The organism is Indolivaga capnocytophagoides (assembly GCF_036511535.1).
In the GTDB taxonomy this organism is placed as follows: Bacteria; Bacteroidota; Bacteroidia; order Bacteroidales; family Dysgonomonadaceae; genus Dysgonomonas_A; species Dysgonomonas_A capnocytophagoides.
On record NZ_AP028867.1, the window covers coordinates 2,701,289 to 2,720,948 of the forward strand.

Below are 19,660 nucleotides of genomic sequence, written 5' to 3' on the forward strand. Positions count from 1 at the left end.
CTTAATCTTATGTAAACTATTATTTCTAACAGCATGAAAAACAACATATTCACAAAAGTAATACCTATTGCTATCGCATTGATACTGCCGTTGTGTCTCAATGCACAGAATGAAGCCTATAAAAATCCGGCACTAAGTTTTGACCAACGAGTGGATGACCTCATCAAACGGCTTACGCTTGAAGAGAAAGTTTCACTCATGCAAGATGCATCAAAACCGATAGTACGATTAGGAATCAAGCCATACAACTGGTGGAACGAGGCTTTACACGGTGTTGCCAGAGCAGGCTTAGCGACTGTATTCCCCCAGCCCATAGGAATGGCAGCAACCTTTAACAACGATGCTGTTTTCAGAGTATTCAATGCGGTATCGGACGAAGCACGGGCAAAACATACCCGTTACTCATCGGAAAACAGTTATGCCCGATATCAAGGCTTAACGATGTGGACTCCTACCATAAATATCTTCAGAGATCCACGCTGGGGACGGGGTATAGAAACGTATGGCGAAGACCCTTATCTAACAAGTATTATGGGAGTTGCTGCAGTAAACGGATTACAAGGTCCTAAAGATGGAAAATACGACAAAATACACGCTTGTGCTAAACACTTTGCTGTGCACTCGGGTCCGGAATGGAACAGACATTCTTTCAACGCTAAAGACATTAAGCCCCGTGATCTGTACGAAACATATCTTCCTGCCTTTGAAGCCCTTGTAAAAGATGCAAATGTAAGGGAAGTAATGTGTGCATACAACCGATTCGAAGATGAACCCTGTTGCGGCAGTAACCGTTTGCTAAGCCGGATTTTACGTGAGAAGTGGGGCTTCGATGGAATCGTTGTTGCCGACTGCGGAGCTATAGCCGATTTCTACAGAAAGGGAGCGCACGAAACGCATTCAGATGCGGCAACAGCTTCCGCCGAAGGAGTATTAAGCGGTACGGATCTCGATTGCGGTTCGAGTTACGAAGCTCTTATCGAGAGTGTAAAGAAAGGATATATAAATGAATCTGATCTCGACGTATCAGTAAAACGTTTACTAAAGGCTCGCTTCGAGTTAGGAGAAATGGATAATAATAAAGATGTTGTGTGGTCAAATATACCTTATTCGGTAGTAGCATCCAAGCAGCATAACGATATAGCCCTTGATATGGCTCGTAAATCGATGACTTTGCTGCTCAATAAGAACAATATATTGCCATTAAAAAACAATATTTCGGTTGCGGTAATGGGCCCGAATGCCAATGATTCTGTTATGCAATGGGGAAATTACAACGGAACCCCTCCCCGTACGATAACCATTCTGGATGGTATACGCTCGGCTCTGTCAAACAAAGGAAATCTCATCTACGAACAAGGATGCAATCTGGTTGAAAACACCATTATAAGAAGCGTATTTGATCAATGCTCCAACGAAAAAGGAAAAGGATTCACTGCTCGTTATTGGAATAATGTCGATTTCTCAGGGACGCCTGTAACAACTGAACAAATTACCACACCCTTCCGTTTTTGTACATCGGGGGCAACCGTGTTTGCTCCGGAAGTAAACCTGACTGATTTTTCAGCAAAATATACAGGGACATTTACTCCCGATAAAAGCGGAGAAGTTATCTTCGATTTTTATGCCTACGGATACGTTGATCTGTATATCAATGGAGTTAAAGTCAAAGATTTTGCCAACAGACACGGTAGTCGCAAAGATACTTACAGCATGGAGGTAAAAGCCGGAGAAAAATACAATATTGAAATAGCCTACAGATTCTTCAACAGTGATGCTCAGCTCAATTTTGATCTGGGAATCAGAGAAGATGCCGATATAAAGAAATCGATTGATAAAGTAAAGAATGCTGATATTGTAATCTTTGCCGGAGGTATATCTCCATCATTAGAAGGAGAAGAAATGGGTGTCGATTTTCCCGGATTTAGGGGAGGAGACCGCACCGACATAGAACTGCCGTCTATTCAACGAGAATTTATCAAGGCATTAAAGGAAGCCGGGAAAAAAGTCATTTTTGTTAATTGTTCGGGCTCCCCTATCGGACTGGTTCCAGAAATAGAAAACTGCGATGCTATACTTCAGGCATGGTATCCGGGACAGGCAGGAGGGCAAGCCGTAGCCGATGTTTTATTCGGGAAATACAATCCAGCAGGGCGTTTACCCGTTACATTCTACAAAAACACAGCACAGCTGCCCGATTTCGAGGACTATAATATGACAGGACGTACCTATCGGTATATGAAAGAAGATCCTCTTTTCCCTTTCGGATTCGGATTAAGTTATACAACATTCAAATACGGACAAGCTAAAGTAGAAAGAACATCACAGAAAAGTGGAGAAATGGTTACGCTGATTATTCCGGTTACTAATACAGGACAAATGCCCGGAGATGAAGTAGTACAAGTATATCTGAAAAAGAAAGGAGATGCTGATGGCCCTACAAAAACACTTCGCGCCTTCAAGCGAGTAAATATAGACAAGGGTCAAACCGAAAACATCAAATTCGAGTTATCAGGAAAGCAACTGGTTTGGTGGAACGAAAAGACTCAATCGTTAGATGCTCCATCAGGTGATTTTGAACTGCTGATCGGAAAATCATCTAAAGATTCTGATTTGCAGTCTGTGGATATTCAATTTGAAAGATAAGATAGCGAACTTATCTATTACTTTGCTAGTATAACATTAAAATAATTTCACTTACTTAAAAGGGATAGATAAGAAAATTCTTATCTATCCCTTTTTATTGAATGTGGATACATTCTTTTTTATCTATAGAACAGAAAGAGTTCTTTGGAGCCATTAGCTCTTTTATTAAAAAAAGTTCTTTGAATAGAGGGAAAAATTAGAGAAAATCTGAACGTGAGGAAATAGGGTAACAATAAAAAAAGTGCAAATTCGGTGTAACTTTTGTAACCTTTTTAGAAAATGAATAATGATGGATGGAGAATTAAAAATAACATTCATAATTATTGATTGATCTTGTTACTTTTGTTACCTTTTCAGTTATAAAAAACTGAAAAACAGCAAAGACAAAAAAATCACAAAGACCAATCAATAATTGATAAACAATTCGCATAAAAAATAATAACAATAATAGTTAATTATCAGAATGGTATTACAGCATTTATTACCTTTGTAGTTTCGATAACTTAAGGTTCAGTATAGATAAAGCTTATGAAAAGAAGTGTATTTGCAGTGATAGCATTTTTATCACTTTGGGTCGGTACAACTTTTGCCCAGAATCCTGTCAACTGGAAATTCAAAATAGAAGACAAAGGCAATGGTGAAATAGAATTAGTAGCTGATGCTGTTATTAGTGCGGGATGGCATTTGTATGACACACAAATTCCGGATGGAGGCCCCTATCCTACGGGTATCTCCATAGATGAGGTCAAAGGGGCAACTGCCGTTGGAAAGTTTCATGCCAACACGAAAGCTCACCGTGAATTCGATAAAGTATTTGAAATGGAAATCGGCTTTTTTGAAAAGTCCGCAACCTTTATCCAACGATTCAAAGTCACCGATAAGGCGAAATTTTCATTAAAAGGAGATATACGGGCTCAAGCTTGTAATGACAGAGAATGTACACCTCCTATACCGGTCGAATTTAGTTTCTCTAGCAGAGACCTGCCTGCAACGCTTAATGCTTCGGGAACAGCAAGCACGGCAGCAGACGCAACCTCTGATTCTATATCTACAAATGTAACAGATACAACAAGTCAGGCACAAATCTCAGAAAATGCAACACCTGTGGATAAAGCCACACTATGGAAACCTGTTATAGAGGAAGTCAAAGCATTTGGAGCGGTAGGTGATACTTCCAACCAATCTCTGTTTTGGATATTTATAGCCGGATTCGGTGGTGGTTTACTTGCATTGCTTACCCCTTGTGTATGGCCGATGATTCCTATGACTGTAAGTTTCTTTCTGAAACGAAGTAAGAAAAACAGAGGTAAGGCTATTAAAGACGCACTAACTTATGGTATTGGTATCATAATAATATATGTTGCTTTAGGATTACTTATAACTGGTATATTCGGAGCTAGTGCTTTAAATGATTTATCGACAAGTGCCATATTCAATCTGATATTCTTTGCGTTGCTCATTGTTTTTGCCATCTCGTTCTTAGGGGCATTTGAGATAGTTCTCCCATCGTCATGGACAAACAAAATGGATCAGAAAGCTGATTCGACAACCGGAATAGTCAGCATATTTTTCATGGCATTTACACTTGCATTGGTATCATTCTCATGTACAGGACCTATTATCGGAACACTACTTGTTCAGGCAGCAGGTTCAGGCAGTATGGTTGCTCCTGCAGTCGGTATGCTCGGATTTGCAGTTGCGCTGGCTATACCCTTCTCCTTGTTTGCAATATTTCCATCGTGGCTTGAGAATATGCCTAAATCGGGAGGTTGGTTAAACTCCGTAAAAGTAGTTTTAGGATTTCTGGAACTTGCTTTAGCATTGAAATTCCTTTCGGTTGCAGATCTTGCTTACAAATGGGGAATCTTAGACCGTGAAGTATTTATCGTTCTGTGGGTTGTCATATTTGCCCTTCTTGGCTTATATCTTCTTGGTAAACTTAAGTTTGCCCACGATACTGATCTGAAAAGCATTTCGGTCTTCCGCTTATTTTTAGCTATTATATCTCTATCATTTTCGGTCTACCTTGTTCCGGGATTATGGGGCGCACCACTAAAAGCTGTAAGTGCCTTCACACCGCCGCATTTCACTCAGGACTTTAATTTATATGACGGCACCGTTCATGCCAAATTTGATGATTACGAAGCGGGTATGGAATATGCACGTAAGAATAATAAGCCTGTAATGATAGACTTCTCCGGCTATGGCTGTGTTAACTGCCGCAAGATGGAAGCATCTGTATGGACAGACCCAAGGGTTAAACATTCTCTCGAAAACGATTATGTATTAATAACCCTGATGGTTGATGATAAAGAAAAGCTGCCCGAAATAATCGAAGTAGAAGAAAACGGTAAAACATCCAAACTCAAAACCATTGGCGACAAATGGAGTTACCTGCAACGCCATAAGTTTGGGACAAACTCTCAGCCGTATTACGTATTACTTGACAATGAAGGCAAACCGATCGGGCCATCATACGCTTATGATGAAGATGTTGATAAATACCTGAAATTTCTGAAAACAGGACTAGACAACTTTGGAAAAGAAAAAAAATGAATACTAGAGAACAAAAACTAGAGGCTTTCGGTCGTTTACTTGATATCATGGATGAACTACGGGTTAAATGCCCATGGGATGCCAAACAAACGAACGAAAGCTTACGCACAAATACAATAGAGGAAACCTACGAGCTTTGCGAAGCTATTATCAAAAACGATAATCAGGAGATAAAGAAGGAATTGGGAGATGTGCTTCTTCATATTGTCTTTTATTCGCAGATCGGGCAAGAGAAAGAGGCTTTCGATATAGCAGATGTTTGCAATTCTCTTTGCGACAAACTGATATACAGACATCCTCATGTTTTTGGTGACGATGCTGCTAAAACTGCCGGAGAAGTAGAACAATCGTGGGAGCAGCTCAAGTTAAAAGAAAAAGGAGGTAATAAAACAGTTCTGGAAGGAGTTCCGGCTTCATTGCCTTCGATAGCAAAAGCTCACCGCATACAAGACAAAGCTCGTAATGCCGGTTTTGACTGGGATCAGAAAGAGGATGTTTGGACAAAAGTGAAAGAGGAGATCAATGAAGTTGAAACTGAAATCTCACAAATGAACTCTGACAAAATGGAAGCCGAATTCGGCGACTTGTTTTTCAGCCTGATCAATGCATCTCGTCTGTATAAGGTAAATCCGGATAATGCGCTCGAACGTACCAACCAAAAATTTATCAATCGATTCAATTACATCGAACAGAAAGCTAAAGAACAAGGTCGAAATCTGAAGGATATGACATTAGCGGAAATGGATACTCTTTGGGAAGAAGCAAAGAAATTTAACTAAAGGAAGAATGACAAAAATATCAATGATAGTCGCTATTGACGAAAATAATGCCATAGGCAAGGATAACCAGATGCTTTGTCATCTTCCAAATGATCTGAAATACTTCAAAACAACAACTCTAGGGCATACTGTCATAATGGGACGCAAGACATACGAATCCCTTCCCAATGGGGCATTACCCAATCGACGCAATATAGTGTTAAGTCGAAAGGAGGGGTTAAAACTAGATAAATGCGAAGTATTTTCGACATTAGCTGAGGTCAAGAAAGCGATTGAGGGAGAAGACAAAGTCTTCATCATGGGAGGAGCTACATTATATAATGATTGTTTGGATAGCTCGGACGAATTATATATAACTTATATCTATCATGCTTTCGAAGAGGCCGATACATTCTTTCCTAAAATAGACACAAATGTATGGAAAGAGATCTCACGTACAGAGAATAAGGCTGATGAGAAAAACCAATATGATCATAGTTTCGTAGTTTACCAAAAGCAGTAACCGATCAAAATTCCAAACTGCGAAACTTGCCTATACTAAACATATAACCTAATAAAATGAGTATTTCGGGAATACTTCGGGCTGTGATAAAAAGATTAAGCGAACCTTGCAAATACCTTATTGAACCTTCATAAACATAAACCTAACCAATAAATACAACCGTCCATATGCCCTAATACTCTTATACACACCTAAAACAACACTACCTTAATTAACTCAAAATAAGGCCGGTGACCTTTTTATTATACTTTGCTATTTATTATACAAAGACTCATCCCCTCTTTCGCCCGTCCTTATTCGGATAGACTGTTCTATTTCTGAAACAAAAATGCGTCCATCTCCACTTTCTCCTGTATAAGCAGATTTCAATATCGCATCAATAGACTTATCGACATTAATGTCCCGAACTACAAATGATAAATGAATGCGCTCTATTGCATTTATATCATAAGCGATACCCCGAAAGATAAGACCCTGCTTAGCATCACCCTGCCCCTTTACTTCCCACCAAGATAGAAAATCAATATCGGCTTCACGTAATGCTTCTCTTACTTCCTGAAATTTCGATTTACGAATAATTGCTTCAATCTTTTTCATAACTCTCAATTTTTAAGTATCACTTTCGAATACAAATATAGATATATTTTTACAAAAAGAAACAATACGTATCATAAAATATTATTTTGACAATAAAAAATCAAACAAATAAGTCAAAAAGACAAACTAAATTTCACAAATATCATTTATAAATCAAGAATATACAAGGATATTTACCTATCTCCGAAATATGCTTTGCCCAGCTTTTTACGGGTAAAGTTCTGATATATTCTTCTTCACATGTAATATTCATAGCAACACACAATTTAGTCGAAGAACCACAAGTTTTAATAAAGTCTTCTATCAGCTTGGTATTACGATACGGAGTTTCAATAAATATCTGAGTCTGGTCTTCACTGAATATCCGCTGCTCTAATTGTTTGATCTTCTTGATCCGCTCAGATCCATCAATAGGCAGATATCCATGAAAGGCAAAACTTTGTCCATTAAAACCCGAAGCCATCAGAGCCATTAAAATAGAAGACGGACCTACTAACGGGACAACCTTCCTCTTTTTACGCTGAGCTATAGCGACGACATCAGCTCCCGGATCAGCGATAGCCGGACAGCCTGCCTCAGAAATAACTCCAACGGAAAAGCCTCTTTCCAAAGGTTCAAGATATTGTTCCAGCATATCCCGGTTAGTATGTTTATTCAGTTCGAAAAAAGTCAGTTCATCAATATTAATTGTCGGCTCTGTCTTTTTTAGAAAACGACGTGCCGATCTTATATTTTCCACAATAAAATATTTAATATCAAGTATTACTTCTCTGTTGTAGGATGGTAATACCCGATCTATTTCCGTCTCTCCCAGAGTAACAGGTATAAGATAAAGAGCTGCTTGCATATAAATTCAGATTTTTTACAAAAGTACATCTTTTAAAGTTTCAGACCTATTTATTATTTATCTTCGCACTTCGGTAGCAAACAAAACGTATGATTAGTTGTTAGAGCATTTATGGTCTTTTATATTCACTTATATAGTAAAGATAAAATAAGCGGCAAAGCATTGTATTTATAGGTTTGATCACAGAATACTCTTTGCCAGCCAATTAAGTAAACAAAGGCATATAACCATATATTTCCAAGTTATAACGAACTAAGATTGTTATACTTGCTAAAACAACAAATAGGTCTGCGACCTTAAATAGATGTACAATAATGGAGACTAATTCGCCCCCCAGACTTTGGACATGGGGATATCTTAATGTATGTATTGCAAACTTTCTGATGGCATGCTCGTTTAACCTGCTGATGCCTTCTATACCTCTCTATATAACCGAAAAACTGGGAGTTCCTCAAACTAAAACCGGTATCGTTTTAGCATCTTATGCAATAGCTATACTTATTATTCGTCCATTCTCAGGTTATATTGTCGATCTATACTCCAGAAAAAAAGTGCTGCTGCTTAGTTTCATCTGTTATGTAGCTATATTTGTAGGATATTTCTATGCTACTGCAATCCTTATATTCGTTATTGTGCGGTTTATGCACGGGGTCATGTGGGGATTATCCACTGTATCTTCCAGCACGCTGGCGATAGACCTTGTTCCTTCCGAACGCAGAGCCGAAGGGATCGGTTATTACGGCACTTTCATGAATGTAGCAATGGCTATAGGACCTTTTATCGCTATACATATCTACCAAACATATAGCTTCCAGACATTGCTATATTGCGCCATATCCATGGGCATATTAGGTATTATAGCAGTAATGCTGATCAAAGCTCCTCAACGACCTAAAGTAGAACGTCAGAAGCTTTCTTTCGACCGATTCTTCTTGATTCCTGCATGGCCTATTTTCCTCAATCAACTACTGCCGAGTTTTGCATGGGGTACAATAGGACCGTTTGTTGCCCAATATGGCAAAGAGATATCAATACCGAATGCCGGAATATTCTTTCTGTTTTGGGCCGGCGGAATTATTGTCTCCCGTATATTCTCCGGCAAAATGGTTGACAAAGGACATATCCATCTGGTAAATACATCCTCAATGCTTATTGTCGCAGCATCATTCTTTGGTTTTGCTCTGATACATAATATCGCCGCTTTTTGCATCTCCGGGCTATTTATCGGTATCGGATTCGGAATGATGTTTCCGGCTTTACAAACCCTATATATCAATATGGCGGAAAACAACCAGAGAGGTACAGCAAACTCGACCTACCTCGTAGGTTTTGATTTAGGACTAGCCCTCGGTATGCTTGTCGGCGGATATATATCGGGGATATATTCTTTCGAAACACTGTTTCTTGTAGCTTCAGGTTTATGTGTGTTAAGCAGCATTATTTATATCCTTATATCGAAAAGGGTATTCGAGAAGAAAAGGTTGCGATAACTCTATACAGGGTCAACCCTTTTCTTCAATTCGTCTTTAAGCACAACAGCTTGATTATGCTTCGGATCTTTGGCTCCATATAGCAAAGTAATGGTTTTCTTTCCCCTAATATTTTCAACAAGCTCCGGAAGGGCATTAGTAGCTCTGAGTTCTGCGATATAACGAACAACAAATTCATTCCAGTTACCACTTTGATCAGAGTGGAACCATTTTCTCAATTCGGTAGACGGAGCTATATCTTTATCCCACAAATCGAGTTTCAGATTCTCCTTTTTTATACCTCTTGGCCATAAGCGATCTATCAGGATGCGGTAACCATCACTTTCGTCGAACTCGTCATACACTCGCTTCAGTCTTATTTCAGTCATAACATTGCAGGTTTAATCGTGTGTTCTCGGTTATAACAAGAAAAAAGGGAAACTGTTTACAGCTTCCCTCTCTCATATCTATATTTTTAGCAGCAGTCAAATATCTACTACAAATTTTTTCAGATCCTGATTCAGTAATGCAGGAGGCACAGCCTTTTTCACCTCATCTATAATTATACCCAAAACACGTTCCCTCAGGAATTCTTTGCGGGTAACAAGGCTTATCTCACGCACAGGGCATATATCTTTTAATGGACGTATATTCTGTTTCTGCTTTTCGTTGAGCTGTTCAATAGCCATTTCCGGAATAATAGTCAATCCGCTGTTATTATCCACAATGTTTATAAGCGTATTGATACTCCCGGCCTCATATGTAAACAAAGTATGAGAACTCTTACGTTTTCGCAGGTTACATATTCTCAATATCTGACTTCTGAAACAATGCACCTCTTCCAGCAGCCAAAGTTTATTTATATTCAAATCTTCTTCGTCCAATTCCTTCTTTGCATACAAGGAAGTCTCTCGAGGAGAAACATACGCATAGAAGCGTTCGTAATATATGGGATGCTCTTTTAGCTTTTCATTCTTAAGAGGAGTCGCTAAAATAGCTCCATCCAAAGACCCGTTCAACAGGCGGTCTATAATTTGACCTGTTGTTGTCTCTTCAATGACAAGCTCTATATCATAGCCATTTTCCTCATGCATCAACATCAGCTTAGGCAAAAGATAAGGAGCGATTGTAGGGATAATTCCTAATTTGAAAGTACCCTTCACAATGCCTTTCTCTTCCTGAATTATCTCTTTTATCTGCTTTACCTGAGATACAATCACCCGAGCTTGATTGATAATCTGCACACCGATCGGAGTCGGCTGTACGGGCAGCTGGCTGCGATCAAATATCTTTACGCTCAATTCGTCTTCCAGCTTTTGAATCATCATACTCAAAGTAGGTTGAGTCACAAATGACGCCTCTGCAGCCTTTGCAAAATGACGATGATTGTCTACTGCAATAATATACTCTAACTGTTGTATGTTCATAATGCGATAAAATATTCTCACCAGGTATACCCTCGATGACGTATTATCAATATTTAAATGGTAATTCATCTATACGACAACTACCAATTGTATTTACTCTTACTTAACCATAGATAAAAAGTTCAGTACTCAATACTCCCTTTCTCCGAAAATAGATGTTCCCACCCTCACAATGGTGGCACCTTCTTCTACTGCTATTTTATAGTCGTGCGACATACCCATCGATATTTCGCAAAATTCCGGATTATCGGAAAAGAATGAAGACTTCAGTTCATCCGAGAAAGATTTTAAAGACTTAAACTCTTTTCGGATCTGGACTTCGTCATCAGTCAGGCTTGCCATACCCATCAGTCCGCAAATCCGTACATATCGCAGAGCTTTCCAATTCTGATCTCTCAACAGAGTTCGACAATCGTCAAAACTCAATCCGAATTTAGAATCCTCCTGTGCTATTTTTATTTCAAGCAGGCACTTTATATTTCGTCCGGCTTGCTCAGCATACTTATTTATTTCAAATAATATTTTCCAGCTATCAACACTTTGTATCGTATCGATGTAGGGAACAATAAATTTGACTTTATTGGTTTGCAGATGCCCTATCAGATGCCATTGTATATCGGATGACAAATCTTTAACTTTACCGTCAAGCTCCTGAACCCGACTCTCTCCAAAAATCCGTTGACCGGCATTATAAGCTTCCTCTAAAGCTTCTTTCGGATGAAATTTAGACACAGCTACCAAAGTTACATTTTCAGGCAATTGACTCTTTATCCTATCTAAATTTTTCGCAACACTCATTTTCTTATATATATATTTCTGATTCGCAGCAGCCTATATCTGTCCAACTTCTCAGATTATAGAACAAAAAAGTTAGAGATCTTACTCTTCTTTCTTGTAGTCTATCTTGCCTTTATCATCTGTCGAATAAGGGAAGACATCCATCAATGCTGTTTCGGTCAATGACGCAATTGTATAATCGGCCATAGTACCTACCATACCTTTTTCTACTACTTCCAAAGCCTCTCTGATATCACAAGCCTGAGCAAGCATCTGTGCTGCCGTTTTCTTCTCAGTACCGCTTTTCTCATCGAGGGTGATGAAGTAAATTTTCGCTTTGAAATAACGATCTCCGTTTTCATTAAAGAAAAGCTCTGCCAGTTTAGCCCGCTTAATATCAGCAATGGTAAATTCACCGGCGATATAAGGCTTCAACTCTTCTATGATACGGGCTTCGGCTTCTGTAAATGATAAAGCGTCTACCAGATAAGGTTCGGTTACTTTTTTCTGAGTCCCGTTTTCCATTGTTTTCTCATAAGACACTTTACATTCAAACCAGTTGTACATACAATTATACTTTTAAGATCTTAGACCTATTTATTAATTCACCAAGCATAACAACGAAAGAGAGTTATATCTCTGAAACAGGTCATTAAATACTTGCTGTTACTAATTATTTAGAGTTATTTTGAAAAAGAAGCTCTCTGCCGAATAAAACAAGTTCTACCCACAGAGAGCTTTATTTCTGAAACAAAAGTAGCAAATATTTACATATTTACATTCTCTTTCATAAATAAAATTTATTACTCAAGACCAGCCGTCTATCAACCGGACTTCAGCCTCTTTTATCTATTATAGTTTACGAGCACCATCTTTGATAACTACATCATACACTTTAGGTTTGATGCGGAATTTCTGCTCGTAACTTTCAGTCGCACGTTTAATGAAACCGTCATGCAATTCGTCTTTTACAAGGTTGATGGTACATCCTCCGAAACCACCGCCCATAACACGTGAACCCGAAACGCCACACTGACGTGCCACATCATTCAAGAAATCCAATTCCTCGCAGCTAACTTCGTATTTACGGCTCAGCCCGATGTGTGTTTCGTACATTTTCTTACCTACAGTTTCGTAGTCTCCACGTTTCAATGCATCACATGCCTCACCCATACGATGTATTTCTTCGATAACGAATTCAGCACGCATATAATCTTCGGCACTTACTTCGTTAGCAACTTCTTTCAACATATCCAAAGTAGCATCTCTCAACAACTCTACTTCTGGATGATATTTACGTATGTAAGACGCTGCGTTTTCGCAAGACTCACGGCGTTTGTTATATGCCGAAGAAGCTAATTCGTGAGCAACGCAAGTATTGATCAAAACCAAACGGTAACCTTTAGGATTGAAAGGGATGTATTCGTACTCCAATGAACGGCAGTCCAAACGGATCAAAGAACCTTCTTTACCGAAACAAGACGCAAACTGATCCATGATACCACACTTCACTCCTACATAGTTGTGCTCGGTAGCCTGTCCTATTTTCGCCAATTCGAAACGGTCAAAACCCAGATTATACATATCGTTCAGTGCAAATCCGAAACAACTCTCCAATGCTGCAGAAGAAGACATACCTGCACCCAGAGGAACATCACCGGCAAAGACACAATCAAACCCTTTGATGGCTGTTGCTCCACGTTTCATCATTTCATGACAAACGCCGAATATATATTTGCCCCATTGTTTGATCGGAATATCATCCAAGCCGAATTCGTCCATTTCTTCGAGGTCTAAAGCATAAGCTCTAACTCTGTCTTCTGTTCCGTTAGGTTTGATTACGCAATACATTGCTTTATCAATAGCCCCGGGAAGAACGAATCCTCCATTGTAATCGGTGTGCTCTCCAATTAGATTAATACGACCGGGAGATGTATATATTTGTCCACCTTCTCCGAATAGGGATTTAAATTTTTCTACAATGACACTAGTTTCCATGGTTTATAATTATAATAAATGAATATTTTATTAAGGTTATAAAATTAACACTTATTTCCGTACCTGACAGCATTTTCCGTGCATTTGGTAAGTTTTTTAATCTTTTAACGAACATTTCTTCTTTTTGATATATTCCGGTCTAATCTATCAACATTAAGAAGAGACAATCTAAATCCTGTTTTTCAAACATTTAATTCGAAAAGGTTACAAAAGTAACTGGATTAATGAATAATGATCAATAAACAGTAATCAATGGGTATTTTTAATTCTTCATTTTTCAGTTCTTTGAAAAAGGTTACAAAGGTTACAAACTCAATGCAAACTTTCGAATGTCTCCTTTTTCATTTCAATCAGCTTCTGTGCCTGTGTTTGCTTATAATTGATTTCAAAGAACACTTTTTAAGCAGGAGGCATTGTTACTCTTTCTGTATAGATAAATTCAAAAATAACCGACATGCCACAATTGATAAATAAAGACAAACAGCGGCTTCCACTTCCCGAATGAAACACACGCAACTAAATATGTTACAAAATCAAAAGACATGTTACACCAAAAACAATATATGTTACATGAGCAATATCGAAAGAATACTTATTCTGATAATTTTACATTCAGTTATATCCGTTTCAAAATCTATATCCATTAATCTAATTTAAACCATGAAAATTCCTTTTGTATTTCACAGCCTTATATCCGGTAATCATTCTATCAATATGAATTCACATCAACCATAATACAGAAACAAAACCCTCTGCCTTATATTATAGACTGATCAAGACTGACAATTAATCGAAACTGCTTAATCTTAAATCCTAATCGGTAAGCTGACCTCGTTAGAAACAGAGAATACTGTTTTCATCAAAAAAGATTCACCTGTCTATAAAGCAAAACTGGTTTATCTAAAAAGACAATTAATTTTTTAACCTATGATTTTATGAAAAAACAAATCATCAATTACAGAATTGTTACCTTAATTATTCTGATGTCCTTTATCCCTTTGCTGGCAATGTCGCAGACGGTTACAATAAAGGGAGTAATTAAAGACGTATCAGGAGAGCCTGTTGTAGGGGCAAGTATCACCGAAACGGGTACAAGTAACGGCATCATAGCCGACCTCGATGGAAATTTCACATTAAAAGTATCACCCAAAGCAACACTCACGATCTCATTTATGGGGTACAGAACACAAACCGTTAGTGTTGCGGGCAAAACATCTTTATCGATCATACTCGAAGAAGATACTCAACTACTAGGCGAAGTGGTGGTTGTAGGGTATGGCGTACAGCGCAAAGAAGCCGTAACCGGATCAGTAGCCTCTATCAAAAATGAAGCTATAAGGGAAGTTCCGGCATCTGATATCACTCAGGCATTGCAAGGACGTATTGCCGGGGTAGATATGTCTCAGACATCATCAAAACCGGGATCTTCGATGCAGATCCGTATCCGTGGAACACGCTCGCTTAATGCAAGTAACGACCCCTTGATCGTATTAGACGGAATTCCTTTTGCGGGATCAATGAGCGATATCAATCCGAATGACATTAAAAGTATCGACATCCTGAAAGATGCTTCTGCTACAGCCATCTATGGTTCTCGTGGAGCCAACGGTGTATTACTTATCACTACCAACAAAGGTCTGGTAGGAGCAAAAGCTCAAGTTTCGTACAACGGATATGTAGGCTTAAAAACTCTTTTTGCGAAATATCCGATGATGAACAGCGATGAATTCGTAAAACTCCGTGAATACGCCAATAAGTTTCAGAATGGAGTAGACGAAGACAACAATGTAAATACCGACTGGCAAGACCTGCTATATAAAAACAGCATGGTAACCAATCACGACTTAAGTGTTTTAGGCGGAACTGAAAAAGGCAGTTATAACTTTGGCGTAGGATACTATCGTGACGAATCGTTGCTTCCAAGTCAGAATTACACCCGCTATTCTATGCGTGGAACTCTGGATCAGGAAGTTGGCAAATATCTGAAGTTCGGATTTATCACCAACAATAACTATGCGGTATCTAATGGCGGAAACCTCGGAGTATACACCACCCTGAGTACAACCCCCATATCTAATCCGTATAACGCCGATGGAACATGGAAAAGAACCGTAAAAATGTCTAACGACGAGCATTGGGTATATTCCAGAGCAACTGTGGATGCACTAGGGGACAAATGGATAGACCAGACAAGAGCTTTCGGATCATACAACACGATCTATGGAGAAACTAAGATACCGGGAGTTGAGGGATTAAAATACAAAATAAATATCGGACTGAACTACCGCCAGAACAACACCGGAAACTATACCGGAGAAGGCGTATTCAATTCCACTCCCGACAACCCTTCATCAGCAGCTATATCTAATTCTCATACAACTCAATGGACTGTAGAGAACCTGCTGACTTACGACCGCACTTTCGCAGAAAAACACTCGCTTAATGTAGTTGCGTTGTACTCGGCAGAAGAAACAAGCTATAATAGTTCTCATATGTCTGCCACAGGTATCCCTTCGGATGCATTCCAATTCTATAATTTAGGACATGCGACTAAAGAAATAGTAGTAAACCCCGATTATCAAGGGTATTATAAAAGCGGACTTACATCGTGGATGGGACGTGCCATGTATTCGTACAACGACCGTTATATGCTAAGCGTAGCTTTCAGATCGGACGGATCATCACGTTTGGCTCCCGGACATAAATGGCACACTTATCCTGCTGTTTCAGCCGGATGGAATATACAGAAAGAATCATTCATGGAAAACGTAAACTGGCTCGACAACCTGAAAGTAAGAGTAGGATACGGGCAAACATCCAATCAATCGGTTCCTTCTTATAAAACATTAGGACTTCTAGGAACGCGGCCATACAACTTCGGAGATACCAACTCTGTTGGATATTATGTATCGGAATTACCAAATCCATCTTTGGGATGGGAGTATTCCGAAACGTGGAATTACGCATTCGATTTCTCTCTATTCAACAACAGGCTATCCGGTACAGTCGAATACTATGTACAGAATACAAAAGACCTTTTACTGAGTGTCAATCTTCCTTCTACATCAGGAGTAGGCAGCTACATGGCTAATGTAGGTAAATCGCAGAACAAAGGGTTTGAACTTTCTCTGAACGGAACTATTCTCGACAACCTCAACGGATGGACATGGGATCTGGGAGTAAACTTATATGCCAATAAAAACAAACTGGTATCATTAGCTTCGGGACAAACAAGAGACGAAAATAACTGGTGGTTTGTAGGTCATCCTATCGATGTTATATACGACTACGAAAAAGTTGGTCTATGGCAGGAAGGCGACAAATACCGTGACATTCTCGAACCGGGTGGTAATGCAGGTATGATAAAAGTAAAATATACGGGAGAATACAATGCAGATGGTTCGCCTGTAAGACAAATCAATGCAGACGACAGACAGATCATAGACGTGAATCCCGACTTTCAGGGAGGATTCAACACTCGTGTAGGATACAAAGGATTCGATCTGAGCATAGTAGGAGCATTCAAAAGTGGAGGTAAGCTGATCAGTACCCTCTATTCATCCGCCGGATACCTCAATATGCTTACCGGACGCCGAAACAATGTGAAAGTTGATTATTGGACACCCGAAAATACCGGAGCAAAATATCCTAAACCGGGAGGAATAGAAAGCAGCAATAATCCGAAATATGGCAGCACACTCGGTTATTTTGATGCTTCGTACCTAAAAGTACGCACGATAACGCTGGGTTATGATTTTAAACCGGATCTGACAAAAAAACTAGGTGTTACAAAACTAAGAGTATATGCTACGGTTCAGAATCCGTTTGTACTGTTCTCTCCATATCATGACGAATCGGGTATGGATCCTGAAACAAACTCTTATGGAGACGAAAACCAAGCAGTAGCATCATACAAGGAACGTCTGCTTGTTATCGGGACTAACACTCCGGCCACAAGAAACTACCTGATCGGCTTAAATGTAACATTCTAAAAAAAGATCATTATGAAACGAATAGATATAAAAAAATATATTGCAACAATACTTTTAGCATCTTTTTTTATTGGATGCTCCGATGTGCTGGACGAAGAACCCCGAGGTATCTTCACCCCCGATTACTTTAAAACAAAAGACGGTGTTACAGGTGGAGTCACATCTCTATACGCCGGATTGCGTTACATTTATGGTAATGGCTACTGGCTTAACATCTGCGAAACAGGCACTGATGAATACACTTACGGCCACGGGGCAGACGGTAATTACAAAGATGCAGACCTTTCGGGTGTAGGATCTTTGACAGCCAGCAGCAGCCGTTCGGATGTTTTGTGGGGCAACTCATATAACAATATCAATACCGCCAGCGGAATTATAGAAAATGCCGCAGCTGTAGAGGAGATACCAAATTCGCTGATAGCCGAAGCCCGTTTCTTCCGTTCATTCTATTATTTTATGCTGGTTCAGACTTTTGGCGGTGTGCCGTTGGATTTAGGATCGGGTGAATTGAAGTTCAACACATCCACGTCCAGATCTTCCGTCCGTAACACTGTCCCGGAGGTATATACCAAAGCAATATTCCCCGACCTGATTACAGCAATAAACGATCTGCCCGAAAGCGGCCGTATTACAGGAGGAGTTACAAAAACAACAGCCCGGTTATTTCTATCAAAAGCGTATCTGACTTACGGCTGGTGGCTTGAAAATCCTAAAAACATACCAACCTATCCCGAAACAACAAGAACCGATCCGGATGGGCACGATGCCAAATGGTACTTCCAGCAAGCATACGATATAGCCACTACAGCTATTGAGAATCCTGGATCATATGGTCTTCAGACAACATTTTACGATGTGAATCTGGCTCAAAACGACCGTAATAAAGAAATGCTGCTATATGCAGACCATACAGAATCGAGCGAATATTACGATGGATCGAGCCACTCTTACAATACAGGTTCTTCTCCCGGAAACTTTGCAGCATGGATGGTTACATGGGATTATACATTTGTTGAAAGTGCTCAAAACGCAGATTGGTCGGGAGATAAAATCCGTTCTGTTCAACGTGAAGCTGCTCAAGCCTACGGACGTCCATGGAAATGTATGGCTCCGACCATTGATGTTGTAACCAAAACATTCGCAGATAAAACAAACGACTCCAGATACGACGGAACATTTGTTACTTCATTCCGTGGAAACTGGAATAAAGGCGGTGTCAAAAACGAATTCTTATACAATGCCAACGGGTTAAAAGTATATCCGGGAGACGCTATACTTACCTTCCTTGATGATGAGCCAAGCGGTTCTATTGATTATTCCAATTCCGTTTATAAGAGCAATATCGGAGCAGGTATATTGCCGGGACGTGCCGATTATGTGATATCACCAAAGGGCATAAGCCGATATGCATACCCTAATTTATGGAAGATAGGAACTTACCGTACTGACAACGGAACAGGACTAGGACAGCCAAATGGAGGTATTACACGTCCTTTCCCTGTTGCTAAATTCTCGGAACTGTATCTTATCGCTGCAGAAGCCGCGGTAAAAGGAGCTACCGTTAAGGCAGGAAAAAGTGCCCGAGAACTGGTTAATGTATTGCGTGCCCGTGCCGGAGTATGGCGTTGGAGCAATAATGGAAATGCAGCAAAAGCCCAGGACAACAGCGCAGCTATGACTGCAGCCACTCCTACGACGATTACTATAGAGTACATTCTGGAAGAACGTTCTCGTGAATTTTTCGGCGAAGGTTATCGCTGGCACGACCTTGTACGCACTCAGACATGGAGCGAAATAGCTGCATCTTATGAAATATGCGGAACAGCAGTCGGAAACCACACAGCGGTGAAAGTAACCAGAGATATAAAACCCTATCTCTATTTACGTCCGATTCCTCAAGGGCAACTTGATGCTATGAATATGAGCGAAGCAGAAATAAAAGCTTATCAAAATCCGGGATATTAAGATTCATTACTTTCCGGTACGATTAAGAATATTCGTTATGTGCTTATATTATAGGGTAAGCTGATACGAAACAGGGGCTGTCATTGAGTGACAGCCCCTGTATTTTAT

At 39.6% G+C, this 19,660-nt stretch carries 14 protein-coding genes; 7 read left to right on the top strand and 7 right to left on the bottom strand.

Annotation, left to right across the window (positions count from 1 at the left end):
- Positions 1-33 precede the first annotated feature (33 nt).
- The 4 genes from xyl3A to AABJ51_RS10945 all read left to right on the top strand — a co-directional run bounded on the left by xyl3A (position 34) and on the right by AABJ51_RS10945 (position 6,480).
- Complete coding sequence (xyl3A, locus tag AABJ51_RS10930; RefSeq protein ID WP_338372563.1) at positions 34-2,643, top strand: xylan 1,4-beta-xylosidase; 2,610 nt, start codon at positions 34-36, stop codon at positions 2,641-2,643.
- A gap of 528 nt (positions 2,644-3,171) precedes the next feature.
- Positions 3,172-5,199, top strand: coding sequence for a protein-disulfide reductase DsbD family protein (locus AABJ51_RS10935; protein ID WP_338372565.1), 2,028 nt, complete (start codon positions 3,172-3,174; stop codon positions 5,197-5,199).
- Positions 5,196-5,978 (top strand): nucleoside triphosphate pyrophosphohydrolase, encoded by a 783-nt coding sequence (gene mazG / locus AABJ51_RS10940; RefSeq protein WP_338372566.1) that lies wholly within the window; start codon positions 5,196-5,198, stop codon positions 5,976-5,978. The genes AABJ51_RS10935 and mazG overlap by 4 nt, the downstream gene beginning before the upstream one ends.
- Positions 5,979-5,985: 7 nt before the next feature.
- A complete protein-coding gene (locus AABJ51_RS10945; RefSeq protein WP_026626095.1) occupies positions 5,986-6,480 on the top strand; it encodes a dihydrofolate reductase in 495 nt (164 codons plus the stop codon).
- Positions 6,481-6,732: 252 nt separating this feature from the next.
- On the opposite strand, the gene AABJ51_RS10950 is transcribed toward AABJ51_RS10945, so the two are convergent.
- Together AABJ51_RS10950 and AABJ51_RS10955 are read right to left on the bottom strand one after the other, a co-directional pair.
- Positions 6,733-7,077 carry a P-II family nitrogen regulator gene (locus AABJ51_RS10950; RefSeq protein ID WP_026626094.1) on the bottom strand — a complete coding sequence of 115 codons (345 nt, stop codon included), beginning with the start codon at positions 7,075-7,077 and terminating at the stop codon, positions 6,733-6,735.
- A gap of 142 nt (positions 7,078-7,219) precedes the next feature.
- Entirely contained in the window at positions 7,220-7,924 is a 705-nt protein-coding gene (locus tag AABJ51_RS10955; protein WP_338372568.1) for an SAM-dependent methyltransferase, read from the bottom strand.
- 314 nt (positions 7,925-8,238) lie between these two features.
- Between AABJ51_RS10955 and AABJ51_RS10960 the strand changes: the two genes are divergently transcribed.
- Positions 8,239-9,414, top strand: a complete 1,176-nt coding sequence (locus AABJ51_RS10960) for an MFS transporter (RefSeq protein WP_338372569.1) — start codon at positions 8,239-8,241, stop codon at positions 9,412-9,414.
- A gap of 2 nt (positions 9,415-9,416) precedes the next feature.
- Here AABJ51_RS10960 and AABJ51_RS10965 read toward each other — a convergent pair whose 3' ends face one another.
- The 5 genes from AABJ51_RS10965 to galK all read right to left on the bottom strand — a co-directional run bounded on the left by AABJ51_RS10965 (position 9,417) and on the right by galK (position 13,595).
- A complete protein-coding gene (locus AABJ51_RS10965) occupies positions 9,417-9,782 on the bottom strand; it encodes a DUF488 domain-containing protein (protein ID WP_338372570.1) in 366 nt (121 codons plus the stop codon).
- Positions 9,783-9,878: 96 nt separating this feature from the next.
- Positions 9,879-10,820 carry a hydrogen peroxide-inducible genes activator gene (locus tag AABJ51_RS10970; protein WP_026626090.1) on the bottom strand — a complete coding sequence of 314 codons (942 nt, stop codon included), beginning with the start codon at positions 10,818-10,820 and terminating at the stop codon, positions 9,879-9,881.
- A 129-nt stretch (positions 10,821-10,949) separates the two neighbouring features.
- Positions 10,950-11,618, bottom strand: coding sequence for a YggS family pyridoxal phosphate-dependent enzyme (locus AABJ51_RS10975; protein WP_026626089.1), 669 nt, complete (start codon positions 11,616-11,618; stop codon positions 10,950-10,952).
- Positions 11,619-11,699: 81 nt separating this feature from the next.
- A complete protein-coding gene (locus AABJ51_RS10980; RefSeq protein ID WP_026626088.1) occupies positions 11,700-12,164 on the bottom strand; it encodes a DUF4494 domain-containing protein in 465 nt (154 codons plus the stop codon).
- A gap of 285 nt (positions 12,165-12,449) precedes the next feature.
- The gene (gene galK, locus AABJ51_RS10985) at positions 12,450-13,595 is read right to left on the bottom strand and encodes a galactokinase (protein ID WP_026626087.1); all 1,146 of its coding nucleotides are present in this window, start codon (positions 13,593-13,595) and stop codon (positions 12,450-12,452) included.
- A gap of 935 nt (positions 13,596-14,530) precedes the next feature.
- On the opposite strand from galK, the gene AABJ51_RS10990 reads away from it, so the two are divergent.
- Together AABJ51_RS10990 and AABJ51_RS10995 are read left to right on the top strand one after the other, a co-directional pair.
- A complete protein-coding gene (locus tag AABJ51_RS10990; protein ID WP_338372571.1) occupies positions 14,531-17,587 on the top strand; it encodes a SusC/RagA family TonB-linked outer membrane protein in 3,057 nt (1,018 codons plus the stop codon).
- Positions 17,588-17,599: 12 nt separating this feature from the next.
- Positions 17,600-19,552 (top strand): RagB/SusD family nutrient uptake outer membrane protein, encoded by a 1,953-nt coding sequence (locus AABJ51_RS10995; RefSeq protein ID WP_338372572.1) that lies wholly within the window; start codon positions 17,600-17,602, stop codon positions 19,550-19,552.
- Positions 19,553-19,660: the final 108 nt, after the last annotated feature.

Coding starts and splice junctions, on each gene's coding strand:
- AABJ51_RS10950 (WP_026626094.1), bottom strand. CDS start 7,077: ATGAAAAAGATTGAAGCAATTATTCGTAAATCGAAATTTCAGGAAGTA.
- AABJ51_RS10955 (WP_338372568.1), bottom strand. CDS start 7,924: ATGCAAGCAGCTCTTTATCTTATACCTGTTACTCTGGGAGAGACGGAA.
- AABJ51_RS10995 (WP_338372572.1), top strand. CDS start 17,600: ATGAAACGAATAGATATAAAAAAATATATTGCAACAATACTTTTAGCA.
- AABJ51_RS10965 (WP_338372570.1), bottom strand. CDS start 9,782: ATGACTGAAATAAGACTGAAGCGAGTGTATGACGAGTTCGACGAAAGT.
- galK (WP_026626087.1), bottom strand. CDS start 13,595: ATGGAAACTAGTGTCATTGTAGAAAAATTTAAATCCCTATTCGGAGAA.
- AABJ51_RS10990 (WP_338372571.1), top strand. CDS start 14,531: ATGAAAAAACAAATCATCAATTACAGAATTGTTACCTTAATTATTCTG.
- xyl3A (WP_338372563.1), top strand. CDS start 34: ATGAAAAACAACATATTCACAAAAGTAATACCTATTGCTATCGCATTG.
- AABJ51_RS10945 (WP_026626095.1), top strand. CDS start 5,986: ATGACAAAAATATCAATGATAGTCGCTATTGACGAAAATAATGCCATA.
- AABJ51_RS10935 (WP_338372565.1), top strand. CDS start 3,172: ATGAAAAGAAGTGTATTTGCAGTGATAGCATTTTTATCACTTTGGGTC.
- mazG (WP_338372566.1), top strand. CDS start 5,196: ATGAATACTAGAGAACAAAAACTAGAGGCTTTCGGTCGTTTACTTGAT.
- AABJ51_RS10980 (WP_026626088.1), bottom strand. CDS start 12,164: ATGTACAACTGGTTTGAATGTAAAGTGTCTTATGAGAAAACAATGGAA.
- AABJ51_RS10960 (WP_338372569.1), top strand. CDS start 8,239: ATGGAGACTAATTCGCCCCCCAGACTTTGGACATGGGGATATCTTAAT.
- AABJ51_RS10975 (WP_026626089.1), bottom strand. CDS start 11,618: ATGAGTGTTGCGAAAAATTTAGATAGGATAAAGAGTCAATTGCCTGAA.
- AABJ51_RS10970 (WP_026626090.1), bottom strand. CDS start 10,820: ATGAACATACAACAGTTAGAGTATATTATTGCAGTAGACAATCATCGT.